Below are 26,415 nucleotides of genomic sequence, written 5' to 3' on the forward strand. Positions count from 1 at the left end.
TGTCGACTACTTGGCAGCGTATGGATCGGCAATGCCGATGTACTGCACGGTGGTGTACTCTGCCAGGCCTTCGGCGCCGCCTTCGCGGCCCAGGCCGGACTGCTTCATGCCGCCGAATGGAGCAGCGGCGTTGGAGATCACGCCCGCGTTGAAGCCGACCAGGCCGAACTCGATCTGCTCTGCAACGCGGAACAGGCGGTTGAAGTCCTTGGAGTAGATGTAGGAAGCCAGGCCGTACTCGGTGGCGTTGGCCAGCTTGATGGCCTGCTCTTCGGAGGTGAAGGTGGTCACCGGTGCCACTGGGCCGAAGATTTCCTGGTTCAGGATCTTGGCGTCGTTGGCTACGTTGGCCAGCACGGTTGGCTGGTAGAAGTAGCCTGGGCCGTCGACCGGCGCGCCGCCGGTCACCGCGGTGGCGCCGTTGGCAACAGCTGCCTCAACTAGTGCGTGTACCTCGTCGCGGGCCTTCTCTTCAACCAGCGGGCCGACGGTGGAGTCGGCTTCGGTGCCGCGTCCTGGCTTCAGCGCCTTCATCGCCGCGGCGAACTTGGCGGTGAATTCCTCGGCAACGTCTGCGTGGACCAGGAAGCGGTTGGCTGCGGTGCAGGCCTCGCCCATGTTGCGCATCTTGGCGGCCATGGCGCCCTCGACTGCTGCGTCCAGGTCTGCGTCTTCGAACACGATGAACGGTGCGTTGCCGCCCAGTTCCATCGAGGTGCGCAGTACCTTGTCAGCTGCGTCCTTCATCAGCTGCTTGCCCACTGGGGTGGAGCCGGTGAAGGACACCTTGCGCAGGCGGTCGTCGGCCATGATCGGGCCGGAGATCATGGAAGCCGAAGCGCCGGAGACGACGTTCAGCACACCTGCTGGCAGGCCTGCTTCCATCATCACTGCTGCGAACAGCTGGCTGGTCAGCGGGGTCAGCTTGGCTGGCTTGAGCACCATGGTGCAGCCTGCGGCTACTGCCGGGCCGACCTTGCGGGTGGCCATGGCCAGCGGGAAGTTCCATGGGGTGATCAGCAGGCACGGGCCGACAGGCTTGTGCTGGACCAGGATCTTGTTCTTGCCCTCTGGGGTGGTCAGGTAGCGGCCGTAGTGGCGCACGGTCTCTTCGGAGAACCAGCGCAGGAACTCGGCACCATAGGTAACCTCGCCGTAGGCCTCGGCCAGTGGCTTGCCCATTTCAAGGCTCATCAGCAGCGCAAAGTCGTCCTTGCGCTCGGTGACCAGGTCGAAGGCGCGGCGCAGGATCTCCGCACGCTCGCGTGGAGCGGTCAGCGCCCACTTGGCCTGGGCTGCATCTGCTGCGTCCAGGGCGGCCATCGCATCTTCGCTGGTGGCACTGGCAAGGGTCAGCAGCTTTTCGCCGGTGGCCGGGTCGAGCACGTCGAAGGTGCCGCCGTCGGAGGCGTCGCGCCATTCACCGTTGATCAAAAGGCCGGTTGGTACCTGGGCGAGCAGCTCTGCTTCGCGCTGGGCGGTAATCGACATACGCACATCTCCTGAAACTGTTACTGAGGCTAGTCGTTGTTGCTACCTACGCTATGCTTGGCGGCCACGACTGTAAATCGCCCTATGCACTATGAAACTGCGGATTCATTGTGCAACTCGCCTATGCCTGAAGCTCAATCCTGCTTTTGCTGCTTCTGCTCCAAAACTGCCTCATACAGCTCGCGCTTCTTCACTCCAGCCTTCTCGGCAACCTCGGCCACTGCCTGCTTCATGCGGGTACCGGCCTCGACCAGCTGCGCCACCTGCGGCAACAGATCCTCGATGGTCGCGGCCTCAGGCTCCGGTGCGCCGGCGACGACCACCACGATTTCCCCGCGCACCCCTTCGCGGGCCCACTGCAGCAGCTCGCCGAGGCTGGCTCGGCGCACCTCCTCGAACTTCTTGGTCAGTTCGCGGGCCACCGCCGCCTGGCGGTCCGTGCCAAATGCCTCGACGGCGGCTTCAAGGAAGTCATCCAGGCGGTGCGGTGCTTCGAAGAACACCATGGTGCGCTCTTCGGCCAACAGCGCATCCAGGCGCTTGCGCCGCTCCCCTGCCTTGCGCGGCAAAAACCCCTCGAAGGTGAAGCGGCCGGTGGGCAGGCCTGACAGCGACAGCGCGGTGAGCACCGCTGAGGGGCCAGGCACCGCAGTGACCCTGATGCCTTCGCCCATGGCTGCGGCGACCAGCGGGTACCCGGGATCGGAGACCGCGGGCATGCCCGCATCGGAGACCACCAGGATCGTCGCACCGCTCTTGGCCAATTCGATCACCTCGGCGAGCTTGTGCGCCTCGTTGTGTTCGTGCAGGCTCATGACCTTCGCGGTGATCTTCAATCCCAGCGCATTGGCCAGGTGGTGGAAGTTGCGGGTGTCTTCCGCGGCGATCACATCCGCGGTCACCATCATCTCGCGCAAGCGCGGGGAGGCGTCGGACAGGTTGCCAATCGGGGTCGCCCCCAGGACGATCACGCCGTCATTCTCTGAATTCTGCACAATCTTTAGCCTACGCGAAGTACGAAAAGCGCGTATTCCCCCACCCTCCCCGGTAGCATGACAAATGATGAGCATCACGGCCCTGAACACCAAAGACGCCGGCCATGTGCAGTCTGCACGCGAGGCCTTCACCTTTCAGAGCCTGAAATACCGGCTGCTGGGAGCCGCCACGCTAAGCGGCCCGCTGCTGTGGATCATTCCGCTGGCGGTCACCGTGTTGGCTGGCATCCTGCGCTTTGTGAACCTTTCCCATCCGCACCTGTTGATCTTTGACGAGACCTACTACGTCAAGGACGCCTACTCGCTGCTGCAAAGCGGCTATGAGCGCGAATGGGGCGACGAGGTCGACGAGCAGTTCGCCGCCGGCGACCCGCAGCTGAGCCAGGATGCATCCTTCGTGGTGCATCCGCCGCTGGGCAAGTGGCTGATCGGCGTGGGCATGCTGCTCTTCGGAGATTTCAACGGCTTCGGCTGGCGCTTCTCCACCGCGTTGTTCGGCACGCTGGCGGTGCTGCTGGTCACCCTGTGCGCGCAGCTGCTGTTCAAGTCCCACTTCCTGGCTGGAGTGGCCGGCCTGCTGATGGCTGTGGACGGGCACTCGATCGTCATGTCCCGCACCGCGCTGCTGGACATCTTCTTGATGTTTTTCATCCTGGCGGCCTTCTATGCGCTGCTGCTTGACCGGCGCTACGGCAGGATGAAGCTCGCAAGGCTGCTCGCTGTTCCTGCAGGCAACCGGCCGGATGACTTCCTGCTGGTCTATGGCCCGATGCTCTGGTGGCGCCCATGGCGTTTGGCGGCCGCCGTCATGATGGGCTGTGCCGTGGGCGTGAAGTGGTCTGCGCTCTCATTTGTTGCAGTCTTCTGCGTCATGGCCGTGCTGTGGGACTTCTCCGCCCGGCGCACCGCAGGCATCCACAAATGGTGGTTCTCGGCCCTGACTCGTGACGGCATCTATGCGTTCTTCACCATGATTCCGCTGCTGCTGGCCACCTATCTGGCCACCTGGACCGGGTGGCTGGCAACCACCGGCGGACGCTACCGCAACTGGGCGCAGGAGAATCCGGGCGAGGGAGTCAGCTGGCTTCCTGCCCCGCTGCGCTCCCTGTGGCAGTACCACCAGGCCGGCTACACCTTCCATACGGGGCTGAGCAGCGAACACGGCTGGCAGTCCTCCCCGTGGACCTGGCCCTTTGCCGGCCGCCCGGTGCTCTTCTACTTTGAAGGCTATGACCAGGGCGTGAACGGGTGCGATATCAAGCGCTGCACCGAGGTCATCACCGACCTGCCCAATCCCGTGATGTGGTGGGCCTGCTGGCTGAGCCTGCTGCTGCTGATTCTCTGGTGGATTGGCGCACGTGACTGGCGCGCCGGCGCCATTCTGGCGGGCGCCGCGGCAGGCTTCCTACCGTGGCTGCAGTACCCGGAACGCACCATGTTCTTCTTCTACACGCTGCCCATGGTTCCGTTCTTGATGCTTGCCCTGGCGTATATGATAGGCAAGTTCATCCCCGCCGAACCTCGGCGCAGTCCGCTCTACCGGACGCGGGTTGCAGCAGTGGCAGTATTCCTAGCTGTCGTGCTGCTGGTTTCCGCGTTCTTCTGGCCCATTTGGAGCGGTGAAATGATTCCGGATGAATACTGGCGCGCCCACGTGTGGATCCCCAACTGGAGCTAGACGTCCGCGCCCTGCACGGTTCGCCTGGGCAAGGCCGAACACCGACGAGTTCAAAGGACTTTCTTCCATGCAAGAAGTGCACGTTCAACCACTCACCGAGTTATCCCCCGAAGTGAATGTCACGAACCTGCTTCTAGACCGTGTTGCCGCCACCGGCGCCGAACCGCTGTTCATGGTGCAGCGCGGCGCCAATTGGGTAGACGTCACCGCCCAAGACTTCCTGCGCGACGTCAAGCGCTTGGCCATGCGGCTGGTCAAGGACGGCCTGAAGGCCGGCGACAAGGTCGCCATCATTTCCCGCACCCGCTACGAGTGGGCGCTGGCAGAAGAAGCCATCTGGTTTGCCGGCGGAATTTCCGTGCCAATCTATGAGACGTCAAGCCCCTTCCAGATCGAATGGATCCTGCGCGATTCAGGGGCCCGCATCGTCTTCGCGGAAAACCACGAGCTGCGCGCCCATGTGCGCCAGGCAGTGGCCCAACTGGGCGAAGAAGTCATTACCCACATGTTTGAAGGCTCATCCAGCGCCAACAGCCAGCTGATCCCTTCGGCCGGATTGCACAAGCTGCTGGTGGACGAGCAGCAGGTCGACGATCAACTGCTCGAAGCCCGCCGTTCGTCGATGAAGCTCGACGACGTGGCAACCATGGTCTACACCTCCGGCACCACCGGGCGCCCCAAGGGCTGCAACATGACCCACGCCAATTTTGCGCTGGTTGCCCACAACTTGGCTGCGCATATGCTGGACATCCTCGGCGACAAGCGCCGCACCCTGATGTTCCTGCCCCTGGCCCATGTGCTGGCCCGCGCAGTGCAGCAGACCTGCATCCACGGCGGCACAATTCTTGCCCATTCAAATTCCACCGCAACGCTCGTGGAGGACATGGCAGCCGTCAAGCCAGGCTTCCTGCTGGCAGTTCCACGCGTCTTTGAAAAGATCCGCACCACGGCGCTGTCCAAGGCCGAGGAGGGCGGCAAGGCTGAGCTTTTCTTAAAGGCAGAGCAGTGCGCCATCGAGGTATCCAAGATCCGTGATGCCCGTGCACGCGGCCAGAAGGCTCGCATGCCGCTGGGGCTGCGCCTGCGCTTTGCCCTGTTCAACAAGGTCCTCTATCCAAAGCTGCGCGCGGTCTTCGGCGGCGAATGCGGCTACGCGATTTCCGGAGCCAGCGCCCTGAACGAAGACTTGGCACATTTCTTCCGCGGCGCCGGCGTCCAGCTGGTCGAAGGCTACGGTCTGACCGAGACCACGGCCCCGGCCACTGTCAACCAGGCGGCGAACACCCGGGTGGGCACCGTTGGCAGGCCGATCCCCGGCACCAGCGTCAAAATCGCCGATGATGGAGAAGTCCTGATCAAGGGCATCGGCGTCTTTGCCGGATACCACGAGAACCCCGCCGCCACCGCCCAGGCTTTTGATGAGGACGGCTATTTCAAGACCGGGGACACTGGTGTGCTTGATGATGCGGGATTCTTGAAGATCACCGGCCGCAAGAAGGAACTCATTGTCACCGCCGGAGGAAAGAACGTCTCCCCCGGTCCGTTGGAGGAAATGATCCGCGCCGGCCGCATCGCCGCACAGTGCGTTCTGGTGGGCGACAACCGCCCGTTTATCGCGGCGCTGATTTCGCTCGACCCGGAAGAGCTGCTGCTCTGGGCGAAGGCCAAGGGCTTGGGGAATCTGAGCCTTGAGGAAGCCGCACAGAACCAGCAGGTTCTCCAGGAGATCCAGTCCTATGTGGACACCGCGAATCTCACGGTGTCCAAGGCCGAATCGGTGCGCAAGTTCGTAGTGCTTCCGGTGGAGTTCACCGAGGATTCAGGGCACCTGACAAGCACCTTGAAGCTCAAGCGCCAAGAAGTCATCAAGGATTATGCGCAGGAGATCGATAACCTGTACCAGCGGTAGATATATATTCCGCACAAAGAATAGAGACTGGCCATCCAGGTTATTTGGGTGGCCAGTCCTGCAGTTAACAGTCTTGTCGAGCGTCAGAATCATCCTGTTCGAGGCTTTTTATGATGGCCCTTCCTTCAGCACGCGGCACTGGTGCACCGCTATTGCTCAACGCCAGTGCTCTCTACTTGCGAGAAAGTAGTGTTTTTATAGATGCGCCATCGTGGATTCACAACTTTCTCGTTCGAAGGCTTGGGGTCATCTCATCAGTGGATCGTTGATGAACATGGGCTTCAAGTTCCTGCCTAGACTCCGGGGAGCTAAAGTACTTTGAGGCAGGCATTGGGCGGGCGCATAGGCACTGGAGTTGAAATGAAAATGGACGATGCCTACGAATCGGTGGGCCAATCGGACCGTGATCGGTAGATACGGAGCAATTCTAGGTGGACGATGAAATGATCAAACGACATCGCAAATCTCCGGATTACCCACCGGTGGCACGATCGATCCGAGTGTTTCGGAAGATTGGCGCATGGAGCATAGTTTTGGTTGCTGGTACGTCGCTGATCACTTTCATTATGGGAACGTTGTCGTACGAAAATCGCGTCCTACCAGGAGGGTTTGTTCTTGCCTCTGCAATGGTTGGCTTTTGCTCGTTCGCGTACATTGCGAAAACATCGTGGTTTGATGAGAATCTCGCGAAGTATAGGGAACAGCCATTACCTTGGCGATGGTGGATTCTACCGACGATATTCTTGGTTTCCAGCTTTTTCGGGGCGAGCGTTTACATGCTGTACGTCGTCGGGTAAACGAAACTTATCTCACTTGAAGTGGATGGGGAGCTTTTGAATTAGCGTCATTGAAGCGTTGTCCCTGTTCGAACGATTCAACCAACCGTTGTGCTTGCTGGTTTTCGGTGCGTGTTTCGCAAGTGCATGAAAAACTCCCCAAAAGTACTTTTGACTTTTTCGGTCCAACTTTTGGGGAGCAGTTCAATACGACCAGGCTCTATTGCTAGGTACTGTTTCTAGTTGTTTGCTAGGTACTGTTTCTAGTTGTTGATCCCGAACACCCGGGCTTCTTGACGCAGCCGGGCGGCTTCGCGGCGGCGGCCAGTGGGCCAGCAGGTGATCAGCACAATGATGATGGTCAGGACGATCAGTCCTGCAATGGCCAGCGCTGAATCCATCCAGAACTGTTCCGGGTACAACCGGATCAAGGTGTCTTTGACGCTAAAGGTCCAGGTTCCCTCAGAGAAGAACAATGCGTGGAAGCCGCTGAAGAAGCGCTCCCACCCGGTCAGCGCCGCCACCGTCAGCAGCGCAATCAAACCAAGGCTGACCAGGGCGCCGGAGAACAGCGCCCTGCGCACGCCGCCGGCGTAGCGCTTGGCCAAGTACCAGATACCGATGATGAAGATGACCGCCAACACCAGTCCAAGGACGTAGGCGAAGCCGATCAGGTTCTTTACGTCGACCATGTGCTGGACTTCGCCAGCGGTAAACAGCTGGGAACCGTTGGGCAAGACCAGTCCCGAAAGGTACTCAGGACCTGCAAAGTTGTTCAGGTAGTCAACCCCATAGCTGCCATAGGTCAGGCGTTCCTGGGCGCTGAATCCAAACATGTCTGCAGGGAAGCCGGCACGGGCATAGGAGAAGGCAAGGAACCCAGGGGTGGCGACCAGGCGGATTGCTGCAATCAAGGTGAGCACCGGGAAAATGATCGCCACGAGAATCTGCATGGGGCGTGCCAGCGCAGGCTTGGAGTTCAGCGCGCGGTCGCGGGCAACACGGCGCTTCATCGCAGCCTCTGAAGGAGCTTCGCTGGAGCCGTGGTTTCCCAAGACCCGCGAACGAGCCTCCGCCACCGCCGCTGCGGTAGTCGAATTCACTTCATCTTTCGACTGTGCGGAAGCTGGCTGCGGCACCGAAGCTTTGGGCGCAGGCATCTTCTGCGCAGCTGCCGGCTCCGCTTTCGGCTGCACGGTGGTAGGCGCAGGCGCCGCGACGGCGGCAGGCTTCTGCACTTCGGTCTTGGCCTCGGGCTTCGGCTGCGGCTTAGGCTGTTCTTGGGCATCGACTTCATGCGGAAGCTTGATCGCGCGGATCACGTCTTCAATTGACTCCTCCGGCTCGCTGGCCCGTGGCAGCACAGTAGTCTTCTCCGGCTGAGCGGCCGCGGCTTGCTGCACTGGCTTCTGGGCAGGACCACGATTGAAGGCAGCCTGGATGTCGGCTTTGCGTTCAGCGTCGGCCTTGGCCGCCGCTTCCGCCTGGGCCTGGATCTTATGTGCTTCAAGGCGTGCAGCCAGCTCTTCAGCCTTCTGGCTCAGCGAGGCCTTGGGCATCTGCGCAGCCGCGGCTTCCGAAGTCCCGTTGGGGTCCTTTGCAGCATCAGCCATGAGGGGTCCTCCTGCTTATTGCACGATCATGTGATGAGTTTTTGGGGTTGCGAGACGAGCGCATAGCAAGGCTCCGCGATTTCAGCATAACCAGCAACCTGTCCCGCGGCATGGATAGCCACACCACAATGCATGGGCTGATGAAGGGATCTAGAAATTACCGCTGTTCATCAGGGGAATCATCGGGCAGGACCGAGAGCCGAACCCTGCCGTCCAGGCGCGGACCGCGCACCTGATGGACTGCCGGGGTCTCGTCACCCGGGCCGGCGGCATGCCTTGCGGTTCGGGTGCTCCGCCGTGGTTCGCGCACAGCGTCGACCAGGGCGTTCAGCTCATCTTCGGGTTCGAGCACATCTGGGATGGTTCCGCGGATCAGGCTCCAGCCGCTGGGAACTGTCAGCCGGTTTGCGTGGCGGGCGCACAGGTCGTAGCAGTGCGGTTCCGGGTAGGTCGCCAGCGGCCCCAGCACTGCGGTTGAATCCGCGTACACGTAGGTGAGGGTAGCGCGTGCCGTCTCACGACAGGCCGGGCGGGAGCAAAGACGAAGACCTTCCACGCTCCAAGTCTACTTCCTCGCCCGGTGTTTCAGCGGTAATGCCCGCTCCAGCGGTAGTGTTGGAGCATGTTCGAGAAACTGCCTGATCAGCCCAGTGCAGGGCGGCGCGGCCGGCATGGCCGGGGACGGCGCGGGCCGCTGGTGCCGATGCACCTGCCGGGCTACCGCTCGCGGCCGGAGCGCTTCGACGACGCGGTCATGGCCAGCGCCCAGCGCCTGGCGCAGCGCTGGGAATCGCGCATGGTGCTCATCGACTTCCGCATCCTTCCGGTGCCCAGCGACAAGCTTCTGGACATGGCCCAGGCGGCCGGCGACAGGGTGCCGCTGTCTTCTTCACGTTCCGCAACCGCCAGCCGGCGGGCCAGGGTGAGCATCTACCGCCTGCCGCTGGAGCAGATTGCCTCATCCCCGGTGGAGCTGGTGGATCTGGTGCACCAGTGCATTGTGCATGAGGTCTCTGAGCTGTGGATGATTCCGGTGCATGAGATCGATCCAGAGTATTTCCCGGAGGACCCGGATTTCTAGCCGTTAAACGGTCGAGGGCAGCGCGGATGCGCTGCCCTCGACCTCTGTTTTCGGCAGTTCTCAGCCACCGACGTTGACGACGATGCCGTCGCGGCCGACATTCGCCTGCGGCATGCCGGCCCAGGCGATCGACTGCTCCGAGCCGAGGATGACCTGCCCGATGTACGCGTTGGCATCCGAGGAGAAGATCACCGCTTGGGCATCCTCGCTGGCGTCGCGCGGGTCGAAGACCAGGCTCTGCCCCGCCTTGACGTTCAGCTTCTGCGATTTCTGCAGCTTCCCGTCCTTGGACACGACGACTGCGTCGATCGACGAGTCGGCTGCCGGTGCGGCGATGACGAACTTGCCGGTGCCGTTGGCGGACAGCGGCATCACCTGGTTACCGGCCAGCGCCGCGGCGCTGGCCGCCCATGCGGTATCCGTCGGGTCCTTGGGGTTGGAGCCGCGCACCATGCGCACCGCGGCGGTCACCGGGGCGTCAGCCTCCACCACGATCGAATAGTATCCGGCCGCCAGCTGGTCCAGGTTCACGACGGACGTGGCGTTGGAGGCGGCAGCCAGGTTCGATTCGAAGCTTGCGGCGACTTCGCCGTCGGTGCCCAGCACCTTGACCTTGTAGCCGGCGCCCTGCGAGCCGGTGGCCGCGACGTGAAGCTGCGGAACCAGCGACTTGTCTGCGTCCGCGAGCTTCTTCGCGTTGTCCTTGTTGTCGATCCACACGCCCGGAATCACCTGGGTGTTGGACGCCGAGGCATTCGGCGCAACCAGCTCGACGCCCGATGGCGTCAGCCCGCGCAGCGCCGCCTGCTGCACATAGGCGCTGACCTTGCCACCGGTGCTGGTCACGGTGGCAGCTACCGAGTCCAGGTTCTGGGCGTAGCCGCCGAGCACGATGGCGCGCTGCTGGCCCGGGGCGATCACAATGTTCTGCAGCGTGGAGGTGTCGACCAGCCCTTCTGGGCCGCGCAGGTCGATGGCCACCTGCGCGGAGGTGCTGGTTGGGTTGCTCAGGTGCAGCACCGAGGTGGACCCGGTGGTGGTCTGCAGCCCGGTGAAGCGCCAGTTCGCTGCTGGGGCCTGGCAGGTCGCAGCGGCCAAGCCGGCCAGGTCGCCGTCCTTGGCCTGGAAGCTGCGCAGGCTGCTGCCGATGGACGGCAGGCCGCCCAGCGGCTGCACCGTGTACAGCTGCTGCGCATTGGCGTTGTTGGAGGTGCTGACCTTGGCGGTGCGTCCGGTCAGCCCCTGGTCGTCGGCGCTGCGCACCTGGGCCGCGTCCTCGTCGCTGATCCTGTCGGTCAGCGACTTGTTCACGGTGCCGTCCACGTTCGAGATGCTGGATCCGGGCAGGCGCTTGGCCAGGTCTGACACCACGGCGCTGCGCAGGTTGCTGGAGACGTCCTTGGCGCCCGGCGCGAACTGCGGGTCGGTGCCGTCGACGCCCTTGAGCAGTGCCGGAGTGGCGGCGCAGACGCTGATGGCATCTCCTGCGGGCAGGCTGGTGACGCCTGCCGGCATTGCAATGGGGTTGGCCGCCGGTGCCAGCAGGGAACCTGCGGTGATCAATCCAGCGGATGCCACGACGGCGGCCAGGCTGAGCAGCACTGCGCCGGTCTTCTTGCGTCCCGGAGAATGCTCCGCCTCGCGCACGGCGGCCGCCCGGGCCTTGTCCAGCTTCTGCCGGCGCTTGCTCGCGGTGGGGTTATCTTCTTCCCCCGCAGGCTTGCGCTCCGGCTGTTGTGCTTCAGGCTTCTTGGCTGGTGCGGGCTTCTCGGCTGGTTCAGGCTGCTTGGCCTGTTCCTGCTCGACAGCCGGCGCAGCATCCTTGGCAGGTGCGGTCTTCTGGGCCGCTTCGGCCTGGATATTTTCAGCCTGACTCTTGTCCTGCTGGTCCTTGTCCGCCTGATCCTTTGCCTGGTTGGCAGGCACCGGTTCCGGAGTCGTGTCCCCTGCCGGCTTCGGAGCGGGCTTGTCGGATGCCGGCTTCGGAGCGGGCAGCGGAGGCTGTGCGGAAGAATCCTGATCGTTCACGTTCAACTCGTCACTCACTAGTTCTTCTCCTGCCCTGGCTCGTCGTCGGTGAATCTGTCGCTGCCCTTGGGCTCAAGGTTTTCGCGCAGCGCCGAGGCGCGCTCGCGCGCTTCGCGGCGGCTGAGCGGGTGGTCGGTCTGGGCAACCATGCCGGTGACCGGCTCGGCGGCCGCAAGCACGGCCTCCCCGTCGGCCACTGGCTGGGCGCCGTGCTGTTCTTCGCGCACCTTGTAGCTGTCATTGCGGTAGTTCGCGAAGCGGCGCGAACTTGGCACCGGAATCGCCAGCAGCACGGTGACCAGCAGCAGCACCGAGGAAATCACGAGCATCGGCATGGCCATCGGCTCGCGGTGCACCAGGCTCAGCGTCCCGCCAGAGGCCGGAACTTCATAGGCCTGGGCCCACTGGTTCTTCGAGTCCACCGGGTAGCCGACGCTGCGCAGGGATTCGGAGCCCAGGTAGGCGCGCAGCTTGGGATCCGCCGCGGTGGCAAGCACCAGGGTCCGAGGCGAATCAGCGGCGGGAATTTCCACGTCCTGGATCGCCGCCCGGCTGCTTTCAAGCACGGTGACCGAGCCGTCCGCGTTGACCAGGCGGGCAAAGCCGGCGCCCTGGTTGGCTTCGGTGCTCTGGTAGTCCACGCGCCACAGCCAGCCGCTGTCGGTCTGGCCCACGGAGGCCAAGCCGGTGGCGGCGTCAAGCACGCGCACGGTGGAGGACACCGCTTCGCCGCCGACGTTGAGCACCACATAGCCGATGCCCAGGTCGCGCAGCTGTTCGCGGGCATCGAGTCCCGATTCGGAGAGCAGCATTGCCACCACTTGGCGCTGCACGTTTTCAGCCGCGGCCGAGTCGTTGCGCTTCGGGTCCAGCAGCGGTCCGGTCAACTGGGCCACCTGCGAATAGCGGCTGAGCGTATCTACGGTCTCGCCGTTGCCGGCAACGATCCGGCTGTCCACCTCGCCGGAGGCGCGCGGGGTCAGCACCAGGGTGCGCTCATGGATCTCCGAGCGGCCGGCATCCGCCGCCGTGGCGGGGATGGTGCGCTGGTTCGACGGGTGCACCTGCAGCGGAGCCGCCAGCACAGCGAGCTTGCCCTCGGGGTTCTCACTGTTGAGCTGGGCGGCCAAGCCAATGGCACCGCTGGCGATAATCACCACCGCCGACAGGCCTGCCATCACTGCCAGCAGGCCCCTGCTGGCTGGGCGGCGCACGGTGCGCGGCAGCTGCTCGTGGCGCAGTGCGGCGCAGGCGTTGGCCGCAGCGGCAATCAGCGCGAACATGGCGAAGGAGACGAACGGCCCGGTATAGGCGCTGACGGTGGTGTGCGAGTCAAGACCCACAGGGATGAACCCGACGGCCCAGCCTCCGGCCAGCGACAGCGCCGCGGCCCAAACCAGCCGGCGCGAGTTGCGGCGCATGGACCCATCGGTGCTTGCCGAGGCGCCGATGGCGCCGGCCAGTGCCAGCAGCACGATCGGGGCGCCGACCAGCAGCGCCGCCACCAGAGCCCACGGGCCCTGCGGCAGGAATCCGAAGCCCAGCGGCGCGGCGGCCGCGTCGAATTCTTCAGGGAAGCCAAGCGCCATCTGCCACAGCGGGGCCGGGTTGAAGGCGGTGGCAGCACCGGGTTCGGTGAACAGCAACCGCGGGTTGGACAGCGCCGCGATCAGCAACGGCAGGTTCCAAACCACTGCAGGCAGCGGCACCCACCACAGGGTTTTGGCCCGCAGCGGCGAGAAGGCTGCAAGAAGGTAGATGGCAAGCACTGCCAAGAGGAAGAAGGCCATGGAGCCGGCAGACACGATCCACAGGATCAACGCCGCGCAGGCAGATGCAGTCCACGCGGTGCGGTTGGCCTGGACGGCGGTCGGTGGCAGCTTGCCCTCAACCGGCACGCTGGTGCCCATGGCGCGCAGCACCGCAAGGAACAGCAGCGGGGCCATGATGTGCACCAGCACCGAACCGACTCGGCCGGTAGCCAGAGAAGAGACCAGCGACGGCGAGAACGCGCACACCAGGGCCGCGATGAAGCGCACGGCACGCGAGCGGCTGACCACGCCGATCCCCCACCAGGCACTCAGTGCGGCCAGCGGCATGGCGGCGTAAAACATGTACACCGCTGCGTCGTTGGCGTGGTTGAAGCTGAGCGCAGAGTAGATCCAGAACAGCGAGTCGGTATTGTCCGCGGGCGCGCTCAAGCCGGTGGAGACGCTCTGCCACCAGGACAGCGCGTTGGCTCCGATCTCTGTCATGGTGGTGGAGAACGGACGGGCTGCGCCCCCGGACAGCGCGCTCGCGCCGAACAGCGAACGCCACGCCACCATTGACACGCCTGTGGAAATGATCAGGGCGAGCAGCAGCGAGAACACCGCGGTGGTACGCGGCGGCCTGGCGATGCGCACAAAGTCGGAGAAGTTGTCGCCGCTTGGCTCCACTGCCCCGTCCGAGCCGCTGCCATCGCCGAAGACGCGGGAGTCTTCGCGGCCGGTATCGAGGTTGCGGCGGTATTCGCGCACCTGGGAGCCGCTGGCCATGAGCTTGCGCACCTGGCGGCGCGGAACGTTGCGGATGTCCCTGACATTGCGCCGCGAGGCCCCGAGCTTCACCGTCGAGAACAGTCCGCGCAGCGTGGAGCCCAGGTAGCTGAACCCGTGTCCCGGATCCTTGGCCAGCAGGGCCGTGAGGAAATGGCCGATTCCGCCGAGCAGGATGCCCACCCACAGGAAGGGCAGGCCCAGCGGGGAGGCAAACTTCAGGCGCTGGAATACTTCGGAGCGCTTGGCTTCCCGCGGTCCTGCCAGCGCTTCGACGACCTCAACCTGGTGGTACATCTTCGCTTCCGGCACGACCACCACACGGTAGCCGGCCAGGCGGTTGCGCCAGCACAGGTCCACGTCGTCGCCGCGGCCGGGAATCGCCTGGTCGAATCCGCCGAGGTATTCGAAGACCTCGCGGCGGATGAACATGCCTGCCGAGGAGACGGCGAAGTAGTCGCTGCGTCCGTCGTATTGCCCCTGGTCGACTTCGTCGGTATCGATCAGGGTCAGGCGCTGGGCCTTGCGGTCAACGCTCAGGCCAACTTCCACCAGGTGGCGCGGGTTGTCGATATCCAGCAGCTTGCAACCGGCAATGGACACCGATTCGGACGCTTCTACGGCACCGGTTAAATGCTCCAGTGCGTCGGGGGCCGGCATGGAGTCGTCGTGGATGATCCACAACCATTCGTCGCGGTCGGCGCGTGCTTCGGGCAATTGCGAGACTGCCACGTCCACAGACAGGCCCAACGAACCTTCATCAGCGACCAGCAGCGCTGCGTTCGACGGCAGATTTGCCTTGAGTACTTCAAGGGATCCATCGGTGGATGATGCATCAACACCGATGTAGCGTTCAACAGGCCGCGACTGGTTGCGCAGCGCGGCCAAGGTACGTGGTAAAAAGTCAGCGCCATCGTGCGTAGCAACGATGGCGGTGACGTGAATTGGCGGACGAATTAGATTGCTCGTTTCCGTAGACGGCGGCGTTCGCGCTCCGAGAGCCCTCCCCAAATTCCAAAACGCTCATCGTTGCTCAACGCGTATTCCAAACACTCCGAACGTACTACACAAGCGCCGCAAACTCGTTTAGCGTCGCGGGTTGAGCCGCCCTTTTCTGGGAAGAACGCTTCCGGATCGGTCTGGGCGCACAGCGCCCGGGCCTGCCAGCCCAGCTCTCCTTCATCGACTTCCTGCCCGACTCCGAGCCAGACAGCCTTAATCGATTCGCGCGTCTCATCGTCTTCATCAAGCTGCGGCGCCCACGAGCCCGCAGCCGAAACCTCTTCGACGTCCGCAATAGAGTCGCTGCCCTTGCGCAGATCGTCTGCAGCCGATTCAAGATCTGCTGCCACGGCAAGCCGGGAAAATTCTCCGGCTTGCGGATCGACAAACCAATCCGACGGTGCGTTTTCCAGCCCATACTGAGCAGACGCAACAGCCGAGGTCGAATATTCGGAGTACCCCTGCTCCACCTTCGCCATGGTGATGTTGACCTTTCACGTTGATTTGAGAAGACCGGGTTTCAAAGCTCCCGATCCATTCGGCACCATTTAGTCCATCAAAGTATTGGAAATGATGGCAGGGCCAAACTCACCATCTAATTACATCTGTGTAACTCGGCTAGAGTCAAGCGGGAACGGTATTCTAAGAACACTTCTCAGGAAACTCTCGGCACAACACGCCGTATAAACACGCTGATCAACCGGGCGAGTCGCAACTTGCCTGAATTCTTGGTGAATTCTCAGCATAGAAAATCAAGGCATAGGTGAGTAAAAACTTGACTTCCAGCACATTCGTCGAAGACCTGCTTTCCCCCCACCGGCGCTCGGCTTCTCCTTGGTTGACTTGGTATGCAGCCAACGGTGAGCGCATCGAGCTTTCGGGTCGGGTATTCGACAATTGGGTGGCTAAAAGCGCGAATATGCTTTCCGAGCTGTTCAGCTTGGATGAAGGCGACATCGTCGTGGTGAATCTTTCGTCACACTGGAAGTCCCTCGTGCTGGCGCTGGCTTCGCTGCACCATGGCGCAACGCTGGTAGATGCCGGCGGCGAACTGGCCGCCGAGGCTGCGTTGTGGATTACCGATGCTCCGAATGACGCACAGATTCCTGCTTCCGCGGAGATCCTCGCCGTCAACCCCGCCGCCCTGGCGCTGTCCTTCGGGGACGACCTGGGGCCAGTGGCAGAAGATTTCAATGCTTCGGTACGCACCTATGCCGACCAGTTCTACCCCAGCGCTGTCTCCGGTACTGCGGCAGCCATCATCGGCTCCACCGGCGCAGAGCCGCTGACACTGCAGTCGCTGTTCGATGCTCAGGCCGAGTCCAGGGGAACCATTTTGGTTCGCGCCGAGATTCCGCTGCTTGAGCTGCTGCCCTATGCGGTGGCCCAGTGGCGCGCAGGAGATGCCATTGTGCTGCTCGGCGAAGGCGTCGAGGCCACCGAGCGCCTTCACGAAGGTGAACGAATCACCTTCGACTACCTGCCCTAGACGCCCAGTCGACAGAGATTAGTGCCAGCAGGGATTAGACGGTAGGAACGCTTCCGGTGTCCGATGATTCGTTTGTCGAACCGTCGCTTCCGGAAGCTTCCTGGGTCTTGGTGGAAACCACGTCATGGGATGCGGTGCCCAGCAGCTCGTGATCGTGGGCGAACTTCTCCTCCTGATCCATTTCCGCGCCGAAGACCCAAAAGCGGTAGGCGAAGAATCGGAAGATCGTTCCCAGGATCAGGCCGACCACGGAACCTGCAATAAACAGGCTGGTGGCGTCGGTCAGGCCGATCCAATACTTGGTGACCCACACGCAGGCGGCGGCGATGCCCAAGCCGATGGCGTTCATGATCAGGAACATCACCAGTTCGCGCACGACATTTGCCTGGCGGCGGTGGCGGAAGGTCCAGTAGCGGTTGGCAAGCCAGGAGAAGATGGTCGCCACGATGCCTGCGATGATCTTCGCCTTCACCTGGGAATTGCTCATCGGACCGTGCAGCAGCCATACGTAGATGCCGGAGTCAATGATGAACGCAATGCCTCCGACAACACCGAACTTCGCCACTTCACGCCATAACAGCGAGACGAGTCCAGTGATTTTCTGCCTGATCCGCTCGAACATTTTCCTCCAGAGAACACCTGCCGCGGCCGCAGAGCCAAGGCCCTGGCGGCGGTTCGTCAGATTGGTCGAGGCAGGATCGGCTGCCTCACACGGTATGAATTAGGTATTGTCTCCACCGCTTCAAAGCAAAGGCAATATTCGTTCATTTTATCGAATTTTTCTGGCAATTGTCCGAGCATCTGCTCGCATTACCCGCCCTGCAGAAAAAGGATGCCCAGCAATTCGCTAATCTAGAGGGGTGAGCTTTCCAAAAATTGGTGTAATTGGTGGCGGGCAGCTGGCCCGCATGATGGCCCCTGAGGCCCTGAATCTCGGATTTGAACTCCACGTTCTGGCCGAAGGACCCGACGTCTCGGCCGCCCGCAGCGTCCCCGACGCTCCAGTCGGCGACTACAAGGACCTGGAGACCCTGCGTGAATTCGCCAAGGGCAAGGACGTCGTCACCTTTGACCACGAGCACGTGCCCAATGAATTCCTCACCACCTTGATCAATGAGGGCGTCAACATCCAGCCGCGCCCGGCGGCGCTGATCCATGCCCAGGACAAGCTGGTCATGCGCGCGGCCATTGAAAAGCTGGGCCTGCCCAACCCTGAATGGGCCAAGGTCGAAGATGTCGAACAGCTGGTGGCCTTCGGCGAGAAGATCGGCTGGCCGATCGTGCTCAAGACCCCGCGCGGCGGCTACGACGGCAAGGGCGTACGCATCCTCGACTCGGCCGACGATGCCCGCGACTCCGCCGACTGGTTCACCAACGGCGCCCTGCTGGCCGAAGACAAGGTCGATTTCTCCCGCGAGCTCTCGGCGCTGGTCGCCCGCACCCCCTCCGGCGAGGCCAAGGCCTGGCCGGTTGTGCACACCATCCAGGTCGACGGCGTCTGCGACGAAGTGATCGCCCCCGCCCAAGACATTTCCGACGAGACCGCCAAGACCGCCGCAGATGCGGCGCTGCGCATCGCCGAAGAATTCGGCGTTACCGGCGTGATGGCCGCCGAACTCTTTGAGACTCCAGGCGTCGGCGCCGGCTTCGTGATCAACGAGCTGGCCATGCGCCCTCACAATACCGGGCACTGGACCATGAACGGTTCGGTCACCAGCCAGTTCGAACAGCACCTGCGTGCGGTGCTCGACCTGCCGCTGGGCGAAACCCGCGAACTTGGCGTCACCGTGATGAAGAACTACCTCGGCGGCGCAAACCAGGACCTGTTCTCCTCCTTTGCCGCGGCACTGGCGGCCGCGCCAGAGGTCAAGGTCCATGCCTACGGCAAGTCGGTCCGCCCCGGCCGCAAGATCGGGCATGTGAACGTCGTGGGAAACAACGGTGAAACCGTTGATGAACTTCGCGCAAAGGCCGACCAGGTCGCCGCGCTGATCCGCGACGGCGTACCGGCCGAAGCCTAATATTTTCACGAGCGCTGCCGCTGTTGCACAACGGCGGCGGCGCTTTATTCACGACACCCAAGGAAACACTGCAATGACCCAAGCACCACTTGTCGGCCTTGTCATGGGCTCGGACTCCGACTGGCCAGTTATGCGCCTTGCGGCCCAGGCCCTGGCCGAGTTCGGCATCCCCTTCGAAGCAGATGTGGTCTCCGCACACCGCATGCCCACCGAAATGATCGAGTACGGCAAGCAGGCCCACGAGCGCGGGCTGCGGATCATCATCGCCGGTGCCGGCGGCGCCGCCCACCTGCCCGGCATGCTTGCATCAGTTACACCGCTTCCTGTCATCGGAGTACCAGTTCCGTTGGCTAAGCTCGATGGAATGGACTCCCTGCTGTCCATCGTCCAGATGCCGGCAGGCGTGCCCGTAGCAACCGTTTCCATCGGCGGCGCGCGCAACGCAGGCCTGCTCGCAGTGCGCATGCTCGCAGCTGGAACCGACGAGCTTGCACAGTCGTTGCAGGTAAAGTTGCTTCAGTTCGCAGATTCTCTGCGCGATTCAGCCCACGCCAAGGGCGCTTCGCTGCGTGCAGAGGTCGCCAACGAGAATTTCGCCTCCTAGGGAAAGTCACACAAGTACATGGGTTCAGCCACTCACCGCGCTCCGAGTCCCCTGCGCAACCCGGAGACCATTAGCTCTCCGCAGCGCAGCAAGCGCGCCCTGATACTGGTCTTGATGACCATCTTCTTCCCGGGCAGCGCACAGCTTATCGCCGGCAACCGCAAGCTGGGACGCATCGCCGTCTCGGTCACCATGCTGTGCTGGCTTGCAGTGATCGGGCTGGTGGTCATCTACTTCACCAACCGCTCCATCATCCTCGGATGGGTGGCACACCCCAACTTCCAGCTGTTTCTGATCATTGTGCTCGGCACCCTCGCGGTGCTGTGGCTGATCATGTTCATCAACACGCTGGTCATCATCAAGCCGAAGATGCTCGCCCCGGGCATGCGCGTGATCGTCACGGTCTTCACCTTGGCCGCGGTGGTGGCCACTAGCGGCGTGTTCATCTACGGCGCTTCGCTGCTGAATACCGGACGCCAGACCATTGAGAAGGTCTTCGAGGCAGGACCTGCCTTCGACCCGGTGGACGGCCGCTACAACATTGCAGTGTTCGGCGCCGACTCGGGCTCGAACCGCGACGGCGTGCGCACCGACTCCGTGGCATTGATGTCAGTGGACGCAAAGACCGGCAAGACCCTGCTGATCTCCATGCCGCGCAACTTCCAGGGCGCACGCTTCGCCCCCGGCTCCCCGATGACCAAGGCCTGGCCCGACGGCTACAACTGCGGCAACGAATGCCTGTTCAACGCGATCTACCGCGACGCGGTGGACAACCATGCAGACCTCTTCCCGAAGTCGGTGAAGAACGTCGGCGCCCAGGCGGCCATGGATGCGCTGGAAGGCACCACCGGCCTGAAGGTCCAGGGCTACGTCATGGTCGACATGGCTGGCTTCTCCACCTTCGTCGACGCGCTGGGCGGAGTGACTATCAACTCCGGCGGCTGGGTCCCCTACAACGCCAAGAAGTGGGAAGGCACCAACGTGCGCACCCACTGGTTCGCCCCCGGCACCCAGACCTTCAACGGCAAGCAGGCGCTGTGGTTCGCCCGCTCCCGCGATTTCACCGACGACTACCACCGCATCAAGCGCCAGCAGTGCCTGCAGCAGGCAATCATCAAGCAGGCCACCCCGCAGACCATTCTGACGAACTTCACGAATATCATGTCTGCCGGCGAGCAGCTGGTGGAGACGAATATTCCTGCAAGCCAGCTCTCGTCGTTCGTCGCCGTGGCGGAGAAGGTCTCCTCCCAGCCCTTCGCCCGTCTGACCCTCGGCGCTCCGGACTTCCCGCGTTCCTTCTCCACCTATCCTGAATTCGACAAGATCCAGGAGCGCATCCAGTCGATCATCGAGAAGCAGAGCGCTCCGAAGAAGGAGAAGAAGCAGGAAGAATCCAAGAAGTCGGAAGATCCTGCCAAGTCCACCGAGGCGGCCGAATCCTCGACCGCACCTGCCACTGAGTCCGCCGAAGAGACCGATGACGCTTCGGACATCAACAACGCCCCGAAGCTGTCCAACGGCGACAGCTCAGAGTTCCTCCAGCCGGACGGTAGCCCGATCACCGAAGAGTACCTGGTCCAGCTTGAGATCAACGGCTACACTTCGCGCATTGCGGCGATCGCCGCCAACAACGACGAATGCTCGGTGCCCTAAACGGTTAAGACCCCCCCAACCGACTGGCAACCCGTATCCGTTTGTGAAAGGTATAGGCAATCAGACGTGTTTGAACTGAACAACACGATCAGGGACTACCATTGGGGATCCGAAAATCAGATCACCGAGCTGCTTGGGCTGGAGGAATCCATCAGCCCGCAGGCTGAAATGTGGCTGGGCGCCCATCCCGGGTGCCCCAGCCGCACCGTGCAGGGAGCAGGCCTCGATCAGGTGATCGCGGAAGACCCGCAGCGGATTCTGGGGGCGGACATCGCCCAGCGCTACGGTTCGCTGCCGTTCTTGGTCAAGGTCCTCTCGGCGGCCCAGCCGCTGTCAATCCAGGTCCACCCGACCTTGGAACAGGCCAAGTCGCGCTTTGCCAAGGAAAACGCCTCCGGCAAGCCGCTGGATGCAGCCGACCGCAACTACAAGGACGCCAACCACAAGCCGGAGATGCTCTATGCGCTGACCGACTTCGCGGCGCTGTCAGGCTTCCGCGAACCAGCGGCCATCATCAACGACCTGGCTGCACTGCAGCCTCATGTCAATGCAGACAGCGCCGCCGTGCTTGCGCAGCTCGTCGAGGTTCTGCAGGGGCCCGACCCGCTGGCGCAGGCTCTTGAGTTCGTGCTGGGTTCGGACCAGGACATCGCAGCTGTCGTGACGGACCTGTGCGCCGCGATCGCCGCCGATGCAGGGCTTTGCGCCCAGGTGCAGCTGGCCGAGCTGGTGCGCATCAACCAGGTCTATCCTGGCGACTGCGGAGTGCTGGTGGCGCTGCTGCTGAACCTGGTGTTCCTTCGCCCGGGCCAGGCCATCAGCCTGGCCGCGGGCAATGTCCATGCCTACCTTCGCGGCTTGGGCATCGAAGTGATGGCTAACTCGGATAACGTGCTGCGCGGCGGGCTGACCAGCAAGCACATCGACGTGGCCGAGCTGTTGGATGTCACCATTGCCCAGCCAGCCCCCGCTCCCCTGCTCGAACCAGTTGGGGCCGCGGAGAACAGCAGCCTCTACCAGCCGGACTTCGATGAGTTCCAGCTGCAGGTCATCGACTGCCCCCAGGCGCAGGAGCCGGTGACACTGCAGCTGCACGGGGCCTCGGTACTGCTGTGCACCGCTGGATCTTTCACCGTGCGCACCGCGCAGGCAGAAAAGACGCTCACCCGCGGCCAGTCCGTGCTGGTCGGCGCCGACGAGCTGCCAGCCTCCGCCGCTGCCCTTGAGGCCGGCACGCTGTTCGCCGCTAGTGCCCAAGAGCGCTGACGCACTTCCGCTGTTAAACCCGCGAGCCGCGAACCACCAGATGGTGGTTCGCGGCTCGCGGTGTCTTATGGCTGCCTGACCGCTGGCTTAGCGGGTGTAGGCATCCCACTTGTCCTGCTTGTGCTCGCCCTCGACGAAACGGATGGTTCCGGACTTGGAACGCATCACGATCGACTGGGTGGAGATGCGGCCGTTCTTGTAGCGCACGCCGCGCAGCAGGTCGCCATCGGTGATGCCGGTGGCTGCGAAGTAGCAGTTGTCCGAGGTCACCAGGTCGTTGGTGGTCAGCACGCGGCCCAGCTCGTGGCCTGCGTCGATGGCCTTCTGCTTCTCTTCGTCATCGGTTGGCCACAGGCGGCCCTGGATCACGCCGCCCAGCGACTTGATGGCGCAGGCGGTGACGATGCCCTCAGGGGTGCCGCCGATGCCCATCAGCGCATCCACGCCGGTGCCTTCGCGGGTTGCGGCGATGGCGCCGGCAACGTCGCCGTCCATGATCAGCTTGGTGCGGGCGCCTGCCTCGCGGATCTCTTCGATCAGGCCTGCGTGGCGCGGGCGATCCAGCACGGTCACGGTGACCTGGCTGATCTTCTTGCCCTTGGCCTTGGCGATCAGGTGCAGGTTCTGCTTGACCGGCAGGCGTAGGTCAACCAGTTCGGCTGCTTCCGGACCGGTCACCAGCTTCTCCATGTAGAAGACTGCCGATGGGTCGAACATGGTGCCGCGGTCGGCTACTGCCAGCACGGACAGTGCGTTGTTCAGGCCCAGTGCGGTCAGGCGGGTGCCGTCGATCGGGTCGACTGCCACGTCGCACTCGGCGCCTTCGCCGTTGCCGACCTGCTCGCCGTTGAACAGCATCGGGGCTTCGTCTTTTTCGCCTTCGCCGATCACCACGACACCGTTGAAGTTGACGGTGGAGAGCAGGCCGCGCATTGCGTCCACTGCTGCGCCGTCGGCGGAGTTCTTGTCACCGAAGCCAACCCATGGCGAGGAGGCAATGGCAGCCGCCTCCGTGGCGCGGACAAGCTCCAGCGCCAGGTTGCGGTCCGGCTCCGCGTCGGTTACCGACAGTCGCGAAGAAAGGTGGGCAAAATTGTTCTTTTCGGTCACGAAAGATCCAATCACTTCAGTCGTAGTCTTGCACCTATGCAAACACCTCTATTCTACCGTGTTTGGTTTTCCCGGGGCGTTGCGTGTCGTCGACGCTTCGCACACAGCCCGACGTGGGCTATGGCACTGAAGTTCGAATTACACAGGAAGTTCGGGGAGAATAAGTGTTGTGCAGCCCGAGAATAACCAGAACGCCATGCCCGATTCCGCTTCCAGCAACGCCGATTCCGGAAACGTTGAAACCCAGCGCCGGGGCATTGACGACCCCAACGCTACTTTTGAGGATCTCCCCTACAAGCCGCAGCTGACCGAAAAGCAGGCAAAGCGCGCCAACCAGACCCTCAAGGGCATGCTGCTGTCCATCGGCTTCTGCATTGCAGTCTTTCTTCCGCTGTACCTGCTCAACCCGCAGCCCAGCGACAAGGCCTTCGATTCCAAGGTCGATTTGGCTGCCACCGCGCAGCAGGCCGGTGACGCCGTGGGCTACGAGCTGCTGGCCCCTCCATTGGACGAAGGCCAGTACGCCAACTTCGCCCGCTGGCAGAACAACGCGGTCCAAGGGGTTCCCTACTGGGAGTTCGGCGTGGTCTCCGATGACAAGAGCTTCGTCTGGGTACGCCAGGCCAAGGATGCCAACCCCACCTGGGTTGCGCTGATCACCGATGCGGCGGCTCCCGCCGGAACCGAGCAGATCGACGGAGTTTCGTGGGAGAAGCGCACCAAGGATGCGAATACCTACTTAATCTCCGAACAGGGCAAGTCCACGATCATCCTCTCCAGCGATACCGGCCAGGAAGAGCTGGTGGAAATGGCCAAAAAGGTCGACGCCCAGCTGGACTAGATTTCTTAATGTTTCACCGGCAAAACGGGATTCATTCGATAATCGAACACTGCACCCCGTAGAATCCTAACTATGCCTCATGAAACCGTAGAGCAGTCTATGACTCCCAACGAAGCTTGGGCCCGCCTTCGCGAAGGCAACCTCCGCTTCGTCAATGAAGAAACCGAACACCCCAACCAGGACAGCGCCCGCCGCCAGTCGCTGGTGAACAGCCAGGAACCTTTCGCCGTAATTTTCGGCTGTTCGGATTCCCGCCTGGCCGCGGAGATCATCTTCGACGTGGGCCTGGGCGACATGTTCGTGGTGCGCACCGCGGGGCATGTCATCGATCTGGCAAGCCTGGGCTCGCTGGAATTCGCCGTGGACCTGCTCAACGTGCCGCTAATCGTCATCCTCGGACACAACTCCTGCGGCGCTGTCACCGGCGCCATCGACGCGAAGAACGACGGCGAGATGCCCAAGGGCTTCGTCCGCGACCTCATTGAGCACATCGCCCCGTCCGTGCAGGCGGCGGAACGCCAGGGCATCACCGACGTCAACGGCACCGTCATCGAACACGTGAAGCAGACCACCGATCGCCTGGTTGAACTCTCCACCGTGATTGCCAAGGCCATCGACGAGGGCCGCACCGCTGTGGCAGGCGTCGCCTACGTGCTGGAAGACGGACAGGCGCAGCTGGTTTCAAGCCTCGGACTGGACCTCGACTAAGAGGTTTATTCCCTACTTCGTGGAACGTCACTGTTGGTTGTGATATTTACGGCATAGGTCTGTTATTTATTTGCAGATCGGGCGTAATCTGGCCCTATGACCAACAGTGACGAATTCCGCATTGAACATGACACCATGGGCGAGGTCCGCGTACCCGCCGCAGCCCTCTACCGAGCCCAGACCCAGCGTGCCGTGGAGAACTTCCCCATCTCCGGCAAGGGCTTGGAGTCAGCGCATATCAAGGCACTGGCCCAGGTGAAGAAGGCCGCCGCCCGCGCCAACTTGGCCCTGAACGTCCTGGACGATGAGCGCGCGCAAGCCATCATCCACGCCGCAGACCAGGTGGCCACCGGAGAATTCGACGCCCACTTCCCCATCGACGTCTTCCAGACCGGTTCGGGCACCAGCTCGAATATGAATGCCAACGAGGTCATCGCCGAACTGGCAACCCGCGCATTGAAAGCATCAGGCAGCACCACCGAGGTGCACCCCAACGACCATGTGAACGCTTCCCAGTCGTCCAACGACGTGTTCCCTACTTCGGTCCATGTGGCAGCCACCGACGCCCTGCTCAACGACCTGATCCCTTCCCTGGATACCCTTGCCGCCTCCCTGGAAGCCAAGTCGGCCGAGTTCAAGGACGTGGTCAAGTCCGGCCGCACCCACCTCATGGACGCCACCCCGGTCACCCTGGGCCAGGAATTCGGCGGCTATGCGGCACAGGTCCGCTACGGGATCGAACGCATCCAGGCCGCGCTGCCGCGCGTAGCAGAGGTGCCTTTGGGCGGCACTGCGGTGGGCACCGGCATCAATACCCCTGAAGGATTCCCGCAGCAGGTCATCAAGCTGCTGGGCGAAGACACCGGCCTGCCGATCACCGAGGCCCGCAACCACTTTGAAGCCCAGGCAAACCGCGACGCGCTGGTCGAGGCTTCCGCGGCGCTGCGCACCATCGCCATCTCGCTGATGAAGATCGCCAACGACCTGCGCTGGATGGGCTCCGGCCCAAATACCGGTCTGGGCGAAATCTCCATCCCCGACCTGCAGCCGGGCTCCTCGATCATGCCGGGCAAGGTCAATCCCGTGATCTCCGAGGCCACCGTCCAGGTAGCCGCACAGGTCATCGGCAATGACACCACGATCGCCTGGGCTGGCACCAACGGCGCCTTCGAGCTGAACGTGGGCATCCCGGTCATGGCTTCCAACCTCCTGGAGTCCATCCGCCTGCTCTCCAACGTCACCACCGTGATGGCGCGCAAGATGATCGACGGCATCACCGCCAACGTTGAGCGCGCACGCTTCCTGGCTGAAGCCTCGCCGTCCATCGTGACGCCGCTGAACAAGCTGATCGGCTACGAGAATGCGGCGAAGATCGCCAAGAAGGCGATCGCCGACGGGCTGACCGTCCGCGAGGCGACCATCGCCTTGGGCTTTGTCGAACGCGGCGAAGTGACCGAAGCACAGCTGGACACGCTGCTGGATGTTTCCACCATGGTCGGCAAGCACTAGCCGGCTGGGTCCCAAGGAATACCGGCAAAGCGCCCGGGCGCAGTTCAGCGTGAACTGCCCCGGGCGCTTCGCCGTTCCTGCAGGGACCGTGACGGGCCTGCAGA

The 26,415-nt window shown here is 62.8% G+C and carries 20 protein-coding genes; 11 read left to right on the forward strand and 9 right to left on the reverse strand.

Going from position 1 to position 26,415, the window contains the following annotated elements; genetic code table 11:
* Positions 1–6 precede the first annotated feature (6 nt).
* Both AUR04nite_RS11510 and rsmI read right to left on the reverse strand, forming a co-directional pair.
* Positions 7–1,491 (reverse strand): NAD-dependent succinate-semialdehyde dehydrogenase, encoded by a 1,485-nt coding sequence (locus tag AUR04nite_RS11510; RefSeq protein ID WP_141365127.1) that lies wholly within the window; start codon positions 1,489–1,491, stop codon positions 7–9.
* A gap of 134 nt (positions 1,492–1,625) precedes the next feature.
* Positions 1,626–2,486: a 16S rRNA (cytidine(1402)-2'-O)-methyltransferase gene (gene rsmI, locus AUR04nite_RS11515; protein ID WP_246055504.1), complete on the reverse strand. Its 861-nt coding sequence runs from the start codon at positions 2,484–2,486 to the stop codon at positions 1,626–1,628.
* A gap of 67 nt (positions 2,487–2,553) precedes the next feature.
* Here rsmI and AUR04nite_RS11520 point away from each other — a divergent pair, with 67 nt between their 5' ends.
* Positions 2,554–4,164 carry a dolichyl-phosphate-mannose--protein mannosyltransferase gene (locus AUR04nite_RS11520; RefSeq protein WP_141365129.1) on the forward strand — a complete coding sequence of 537 codons (1,611 nt, stop codon included), beginning with the start codon at positions 2,554–2,556 and terminating at the stop codon, positions 4,162–4,164.
* A 67-nt stretch (positions 4,165–4,231) separates the two neighbouring features.
* Complete coding sequence (locus AUR04nite_RS11525; protein WP_141365131.1) at positions 4,232–6,073, forward strand: AMP-dependent synthetase/ligase; 1,842 nt, start codon at positions 4,232–4,234, stop codon at positions 6,071–6,073.
* Positions 6,074–7,112: 1,039 nt separating this feature from the next.
* On the opposite strand, the gene AUR04nite_RS11530 is transcribed toward AUR04nite_RS11525, so the two are convergent.
* Positions 7,113–8,462 (reverse strand): TIGR01906 family membrane protein, encoded by a 1,350-nt coding sequence (locus AUR04nite_RS11530; RefSeq protein WP_141365133.1) that lies wholly within the window; start codon positions 8,460–8,462, stop codon positions 7,113–7,115.
* A gap of 157 nt (positions 8,463–8,619) precedes the next feature.
* Entirely contained in the window at positions 8,620–9,018 is a 399-nt protein-coding gene (locus tag AUR04nite_RS11535) for a DUF3499 domain-containing protein (RefSeq protein WP_141365135.1), read from the reverse strand.
* Positions 9,019–9,084: 66 nt separating this feature from the next.
* Between AUR04nite_RS11535 and AUR04nite_RS11540 the strand changes: the two genes are divergently transcribed.
* Positions 9,085–9,543, forward strand: a complete 459-nt coding sequence (locus AUR04nite_RS11540) for a metallopeptidase family protein (protein WP_141365137.1) — start codon at positions 9,085–9,087, stop codon at positions 9,541–9,543.
* Positions 9,544–9,603: 60 nt separating this feature from the next.
* Here AUR04nite_RS11540 and AUR04nite_RS11545 read toward each other — a convergent pair whose 3' ends face one another.
* Genes AUR04nite_RS11545 through AUR04nite_RS18435 form a run of 3 tightly spaced genes read right to left on the reverse strand, consistent with a single transcriptional unit; the run spans position 9,604 to position 15,589 of the window.
* On the reverse strand, positions 9,604–11,589 hold the full coding sequence (locus AUR04nite_RS11545; protein ID WP_141365139.1) for a DUF5719 family protein: 1,986 nt from the start codon (positions 11,587–11,589) through the stop codon (positions 9,604–9,606).
* Entirely contained in the window at positions 11,589–15,119 is a 3,531-nt protein-coding gene (locus tag AUR04nite_RS11550) for a glycosyltransferase (RefSeq protein ID WP_141365141.1), read from the reverse strand. The genes AUR04nite_RS11545 and AUR04nite_RS11550 overlap by 1 nt, the downstream gene beginning before the upstream one ends.
* Positions 15,065–15,589: a WhiB family transcriptional regulator gene (locus tag AUR04nite_RS18435; RefSeq protein WP_141365143.1), complete on the reverse strand. Its 525-nt coding sequence runs from the start codon at positions 15,587–15,589 to the stop codon at positions 15,065–15,067. Before AUR04nite_RS18435 ends, AUR04nite_RS11550 begins: the two co-directional genes overlap by 55 nt.
* A 296-nt stretch (positions 15,590–15,885) precedes the next feature.
* Here AUR04nite_RS18435 and AUR04nite_RS11560 point away from each other — a divergent pair, with 296 nt between their 5' ends.
* Entirely contained in the window at positions 15,886–16,599 is a 714-nt protein-coding gene (locus AUR04nite_RS11560; RefSeq protein WP_141365145.1) for a TIGR03089 family protein, read from the forward strand.
* A 34-nt stretch (positions 16,600–16,633) separates the two neighbouring features.
* On the opposite strand, the gene AUR04nite_RS11565 is transcribed toward AUR04nite_RS11560, so the two are convergent.
* Positions 16,634–17,221: a GtrA family protein gene (locus AUR04nite_RS11565; RefSeq protein WP_141365147.1), complete on the reverse strand. Its 588-nt coding sequence runs from the start codon at positions 17,219–17,221 to the stop codon at positions 16,634–16,636.
* Positions 17,222–17,459: 238 nt separating this feature from the next.
* Between AUR04nite_RS11565 and AUR04nite_RS11570 the strand changes: the two genes are divergently transcribed.
* The 4 genes from AUR04nite_RS11570 (at position 17,460) to manA (ending at position 22,143) form a co-directional block, all read left to right on the forward strand.
* A complete protein-coding gene (locus AUR04nite_RS11570; RefSeq protein WP_141365149.1) occupies positions 17,460–18,620 on the forward strand; it encodes a 5-(carboxyamino)imidazole ribonucleotide synthase in 1,161 nt (386 codons plus the stop codon).
* A 73-nt stretch (positions 18,621–18,693) separates the two neighbouring features.
* Positions 18,694–19,224 carry a 5-(carboxyamino)imidazole ribonucleotide mutase gene (gene purE / locus AUR04nite_RS11575; RefSeq protein ID WP_141365151.1) on the forward strand — a complete coding sequence of 177 codons (531 nt, stop codon included), beginning with the start codon at positions 18,694–18,696 and terminating at the stop codon, positions 19,222–19,224.
* A gap of 18 nt (positions 19,225–19,242) precedes the next feature.
* Positions 19,243–20,877 (forward strand): LCP family glycopolymer transferase, encoded by a 1,635-nt coding sequence (locus AUR04nite_RS11580; RefSeq protein WP_141365154.1) that lies wholly within the window; start codon positions 19,243–19,245, stop codon positions 20,875–20,877.
* A gap of 66 nt (positions 20,878–20,943) precedes the next feature.
* The gene (gene manA, locus AUR04nite_RS11585; RefSeq protein WP_141365156.1) at positions 20,944–22,143 is read left to right on the forward strand and encodes a mannose-6-phosphate isomerase, class I; all 1,200 of its coding nucleotides are present in this window, start codon (positions 20,944–20,946) and stop codon (positions 22,141–22,143) included.
* An 87-nt stretch (positions 22,144–22,230) separates the two neighbouring features.
* On the opposite strand, the gene glpX is transcribed toward manA, so the two are convergent.
* Complete coding sequence (gene glpX / locus AUR04nite_RS11590) at positions 22,231–23,253, reverse strand: class II fructose-bisphosphatase (protein ID WP_141365158.1); 1,023 nt, start codon at positions 23,251–23,253, stop codon at positions 22,231–22,233.
* A 169-nt stretch (positions 23,254–23,422) separates the two neighbouring features.
* Between glpX and AUR04nite_RS11595 the strand changes: the two genes are divergently transcribed.
* The 3 genes from AUR04nite_RS11595 (at position 23,423) to AUR04nite_RS11605 (ending at position 26,311) form a co-directional block, all read left to right on the forward strand.
* On the forward strand, positions 23,423–24,094 hold the full coding sequence (locus AUR04nite_RS11595) for a DUF4245 domain-containing protein (RefSeq protein WP_141365160.1): 672 nt from the start codon (positions 23,423–23,425) through the stop codon (positions 24,092–24,094).
* Positions 24,095–24,166: 72 nt separating this feature from the next.
* The gene (locus AUR04nite_RS11600; protein ID WP_141365162.1) at positions 24,167–24,802 is read left to right on the forward strand and encodes a carbonic anhydrase; all 636 of its coding nucleotides are present in this window, start codon (positions 24,167–24,169) and stop codon (positions 24,800–24,802) included.
* A gap of 96 nt (positions 24,803–24,898) precedes the next feature.
* Positions 24,899–26,311: a class II fumarate hydratase gene (locus tag AUR04nite_RS11605; RefSeq protein ID WP_141365164.1), complete on the forward strand. Its 1,413-nt coding sequence runs from the start codon at positions 24,899–24,901 to the stop codon at positions 26,309–26,311.
* The last annotated feature ends 104 nt before the right edge of the window (positions 26,312–26,415 follow it).

Origin of the sequence: Glutamicibacter uratoxydans (genome assembly GCF_006539925.1) — a bacterium.
In the GTDB taxonomy this organism is placed as follows: domain Bacteria; phylum Actinomycetota; class Actinomycetes; order Actinomycetales; family Micrococcaceae; genus Glutamicibacter; species Glutamicibacter uratoxydans.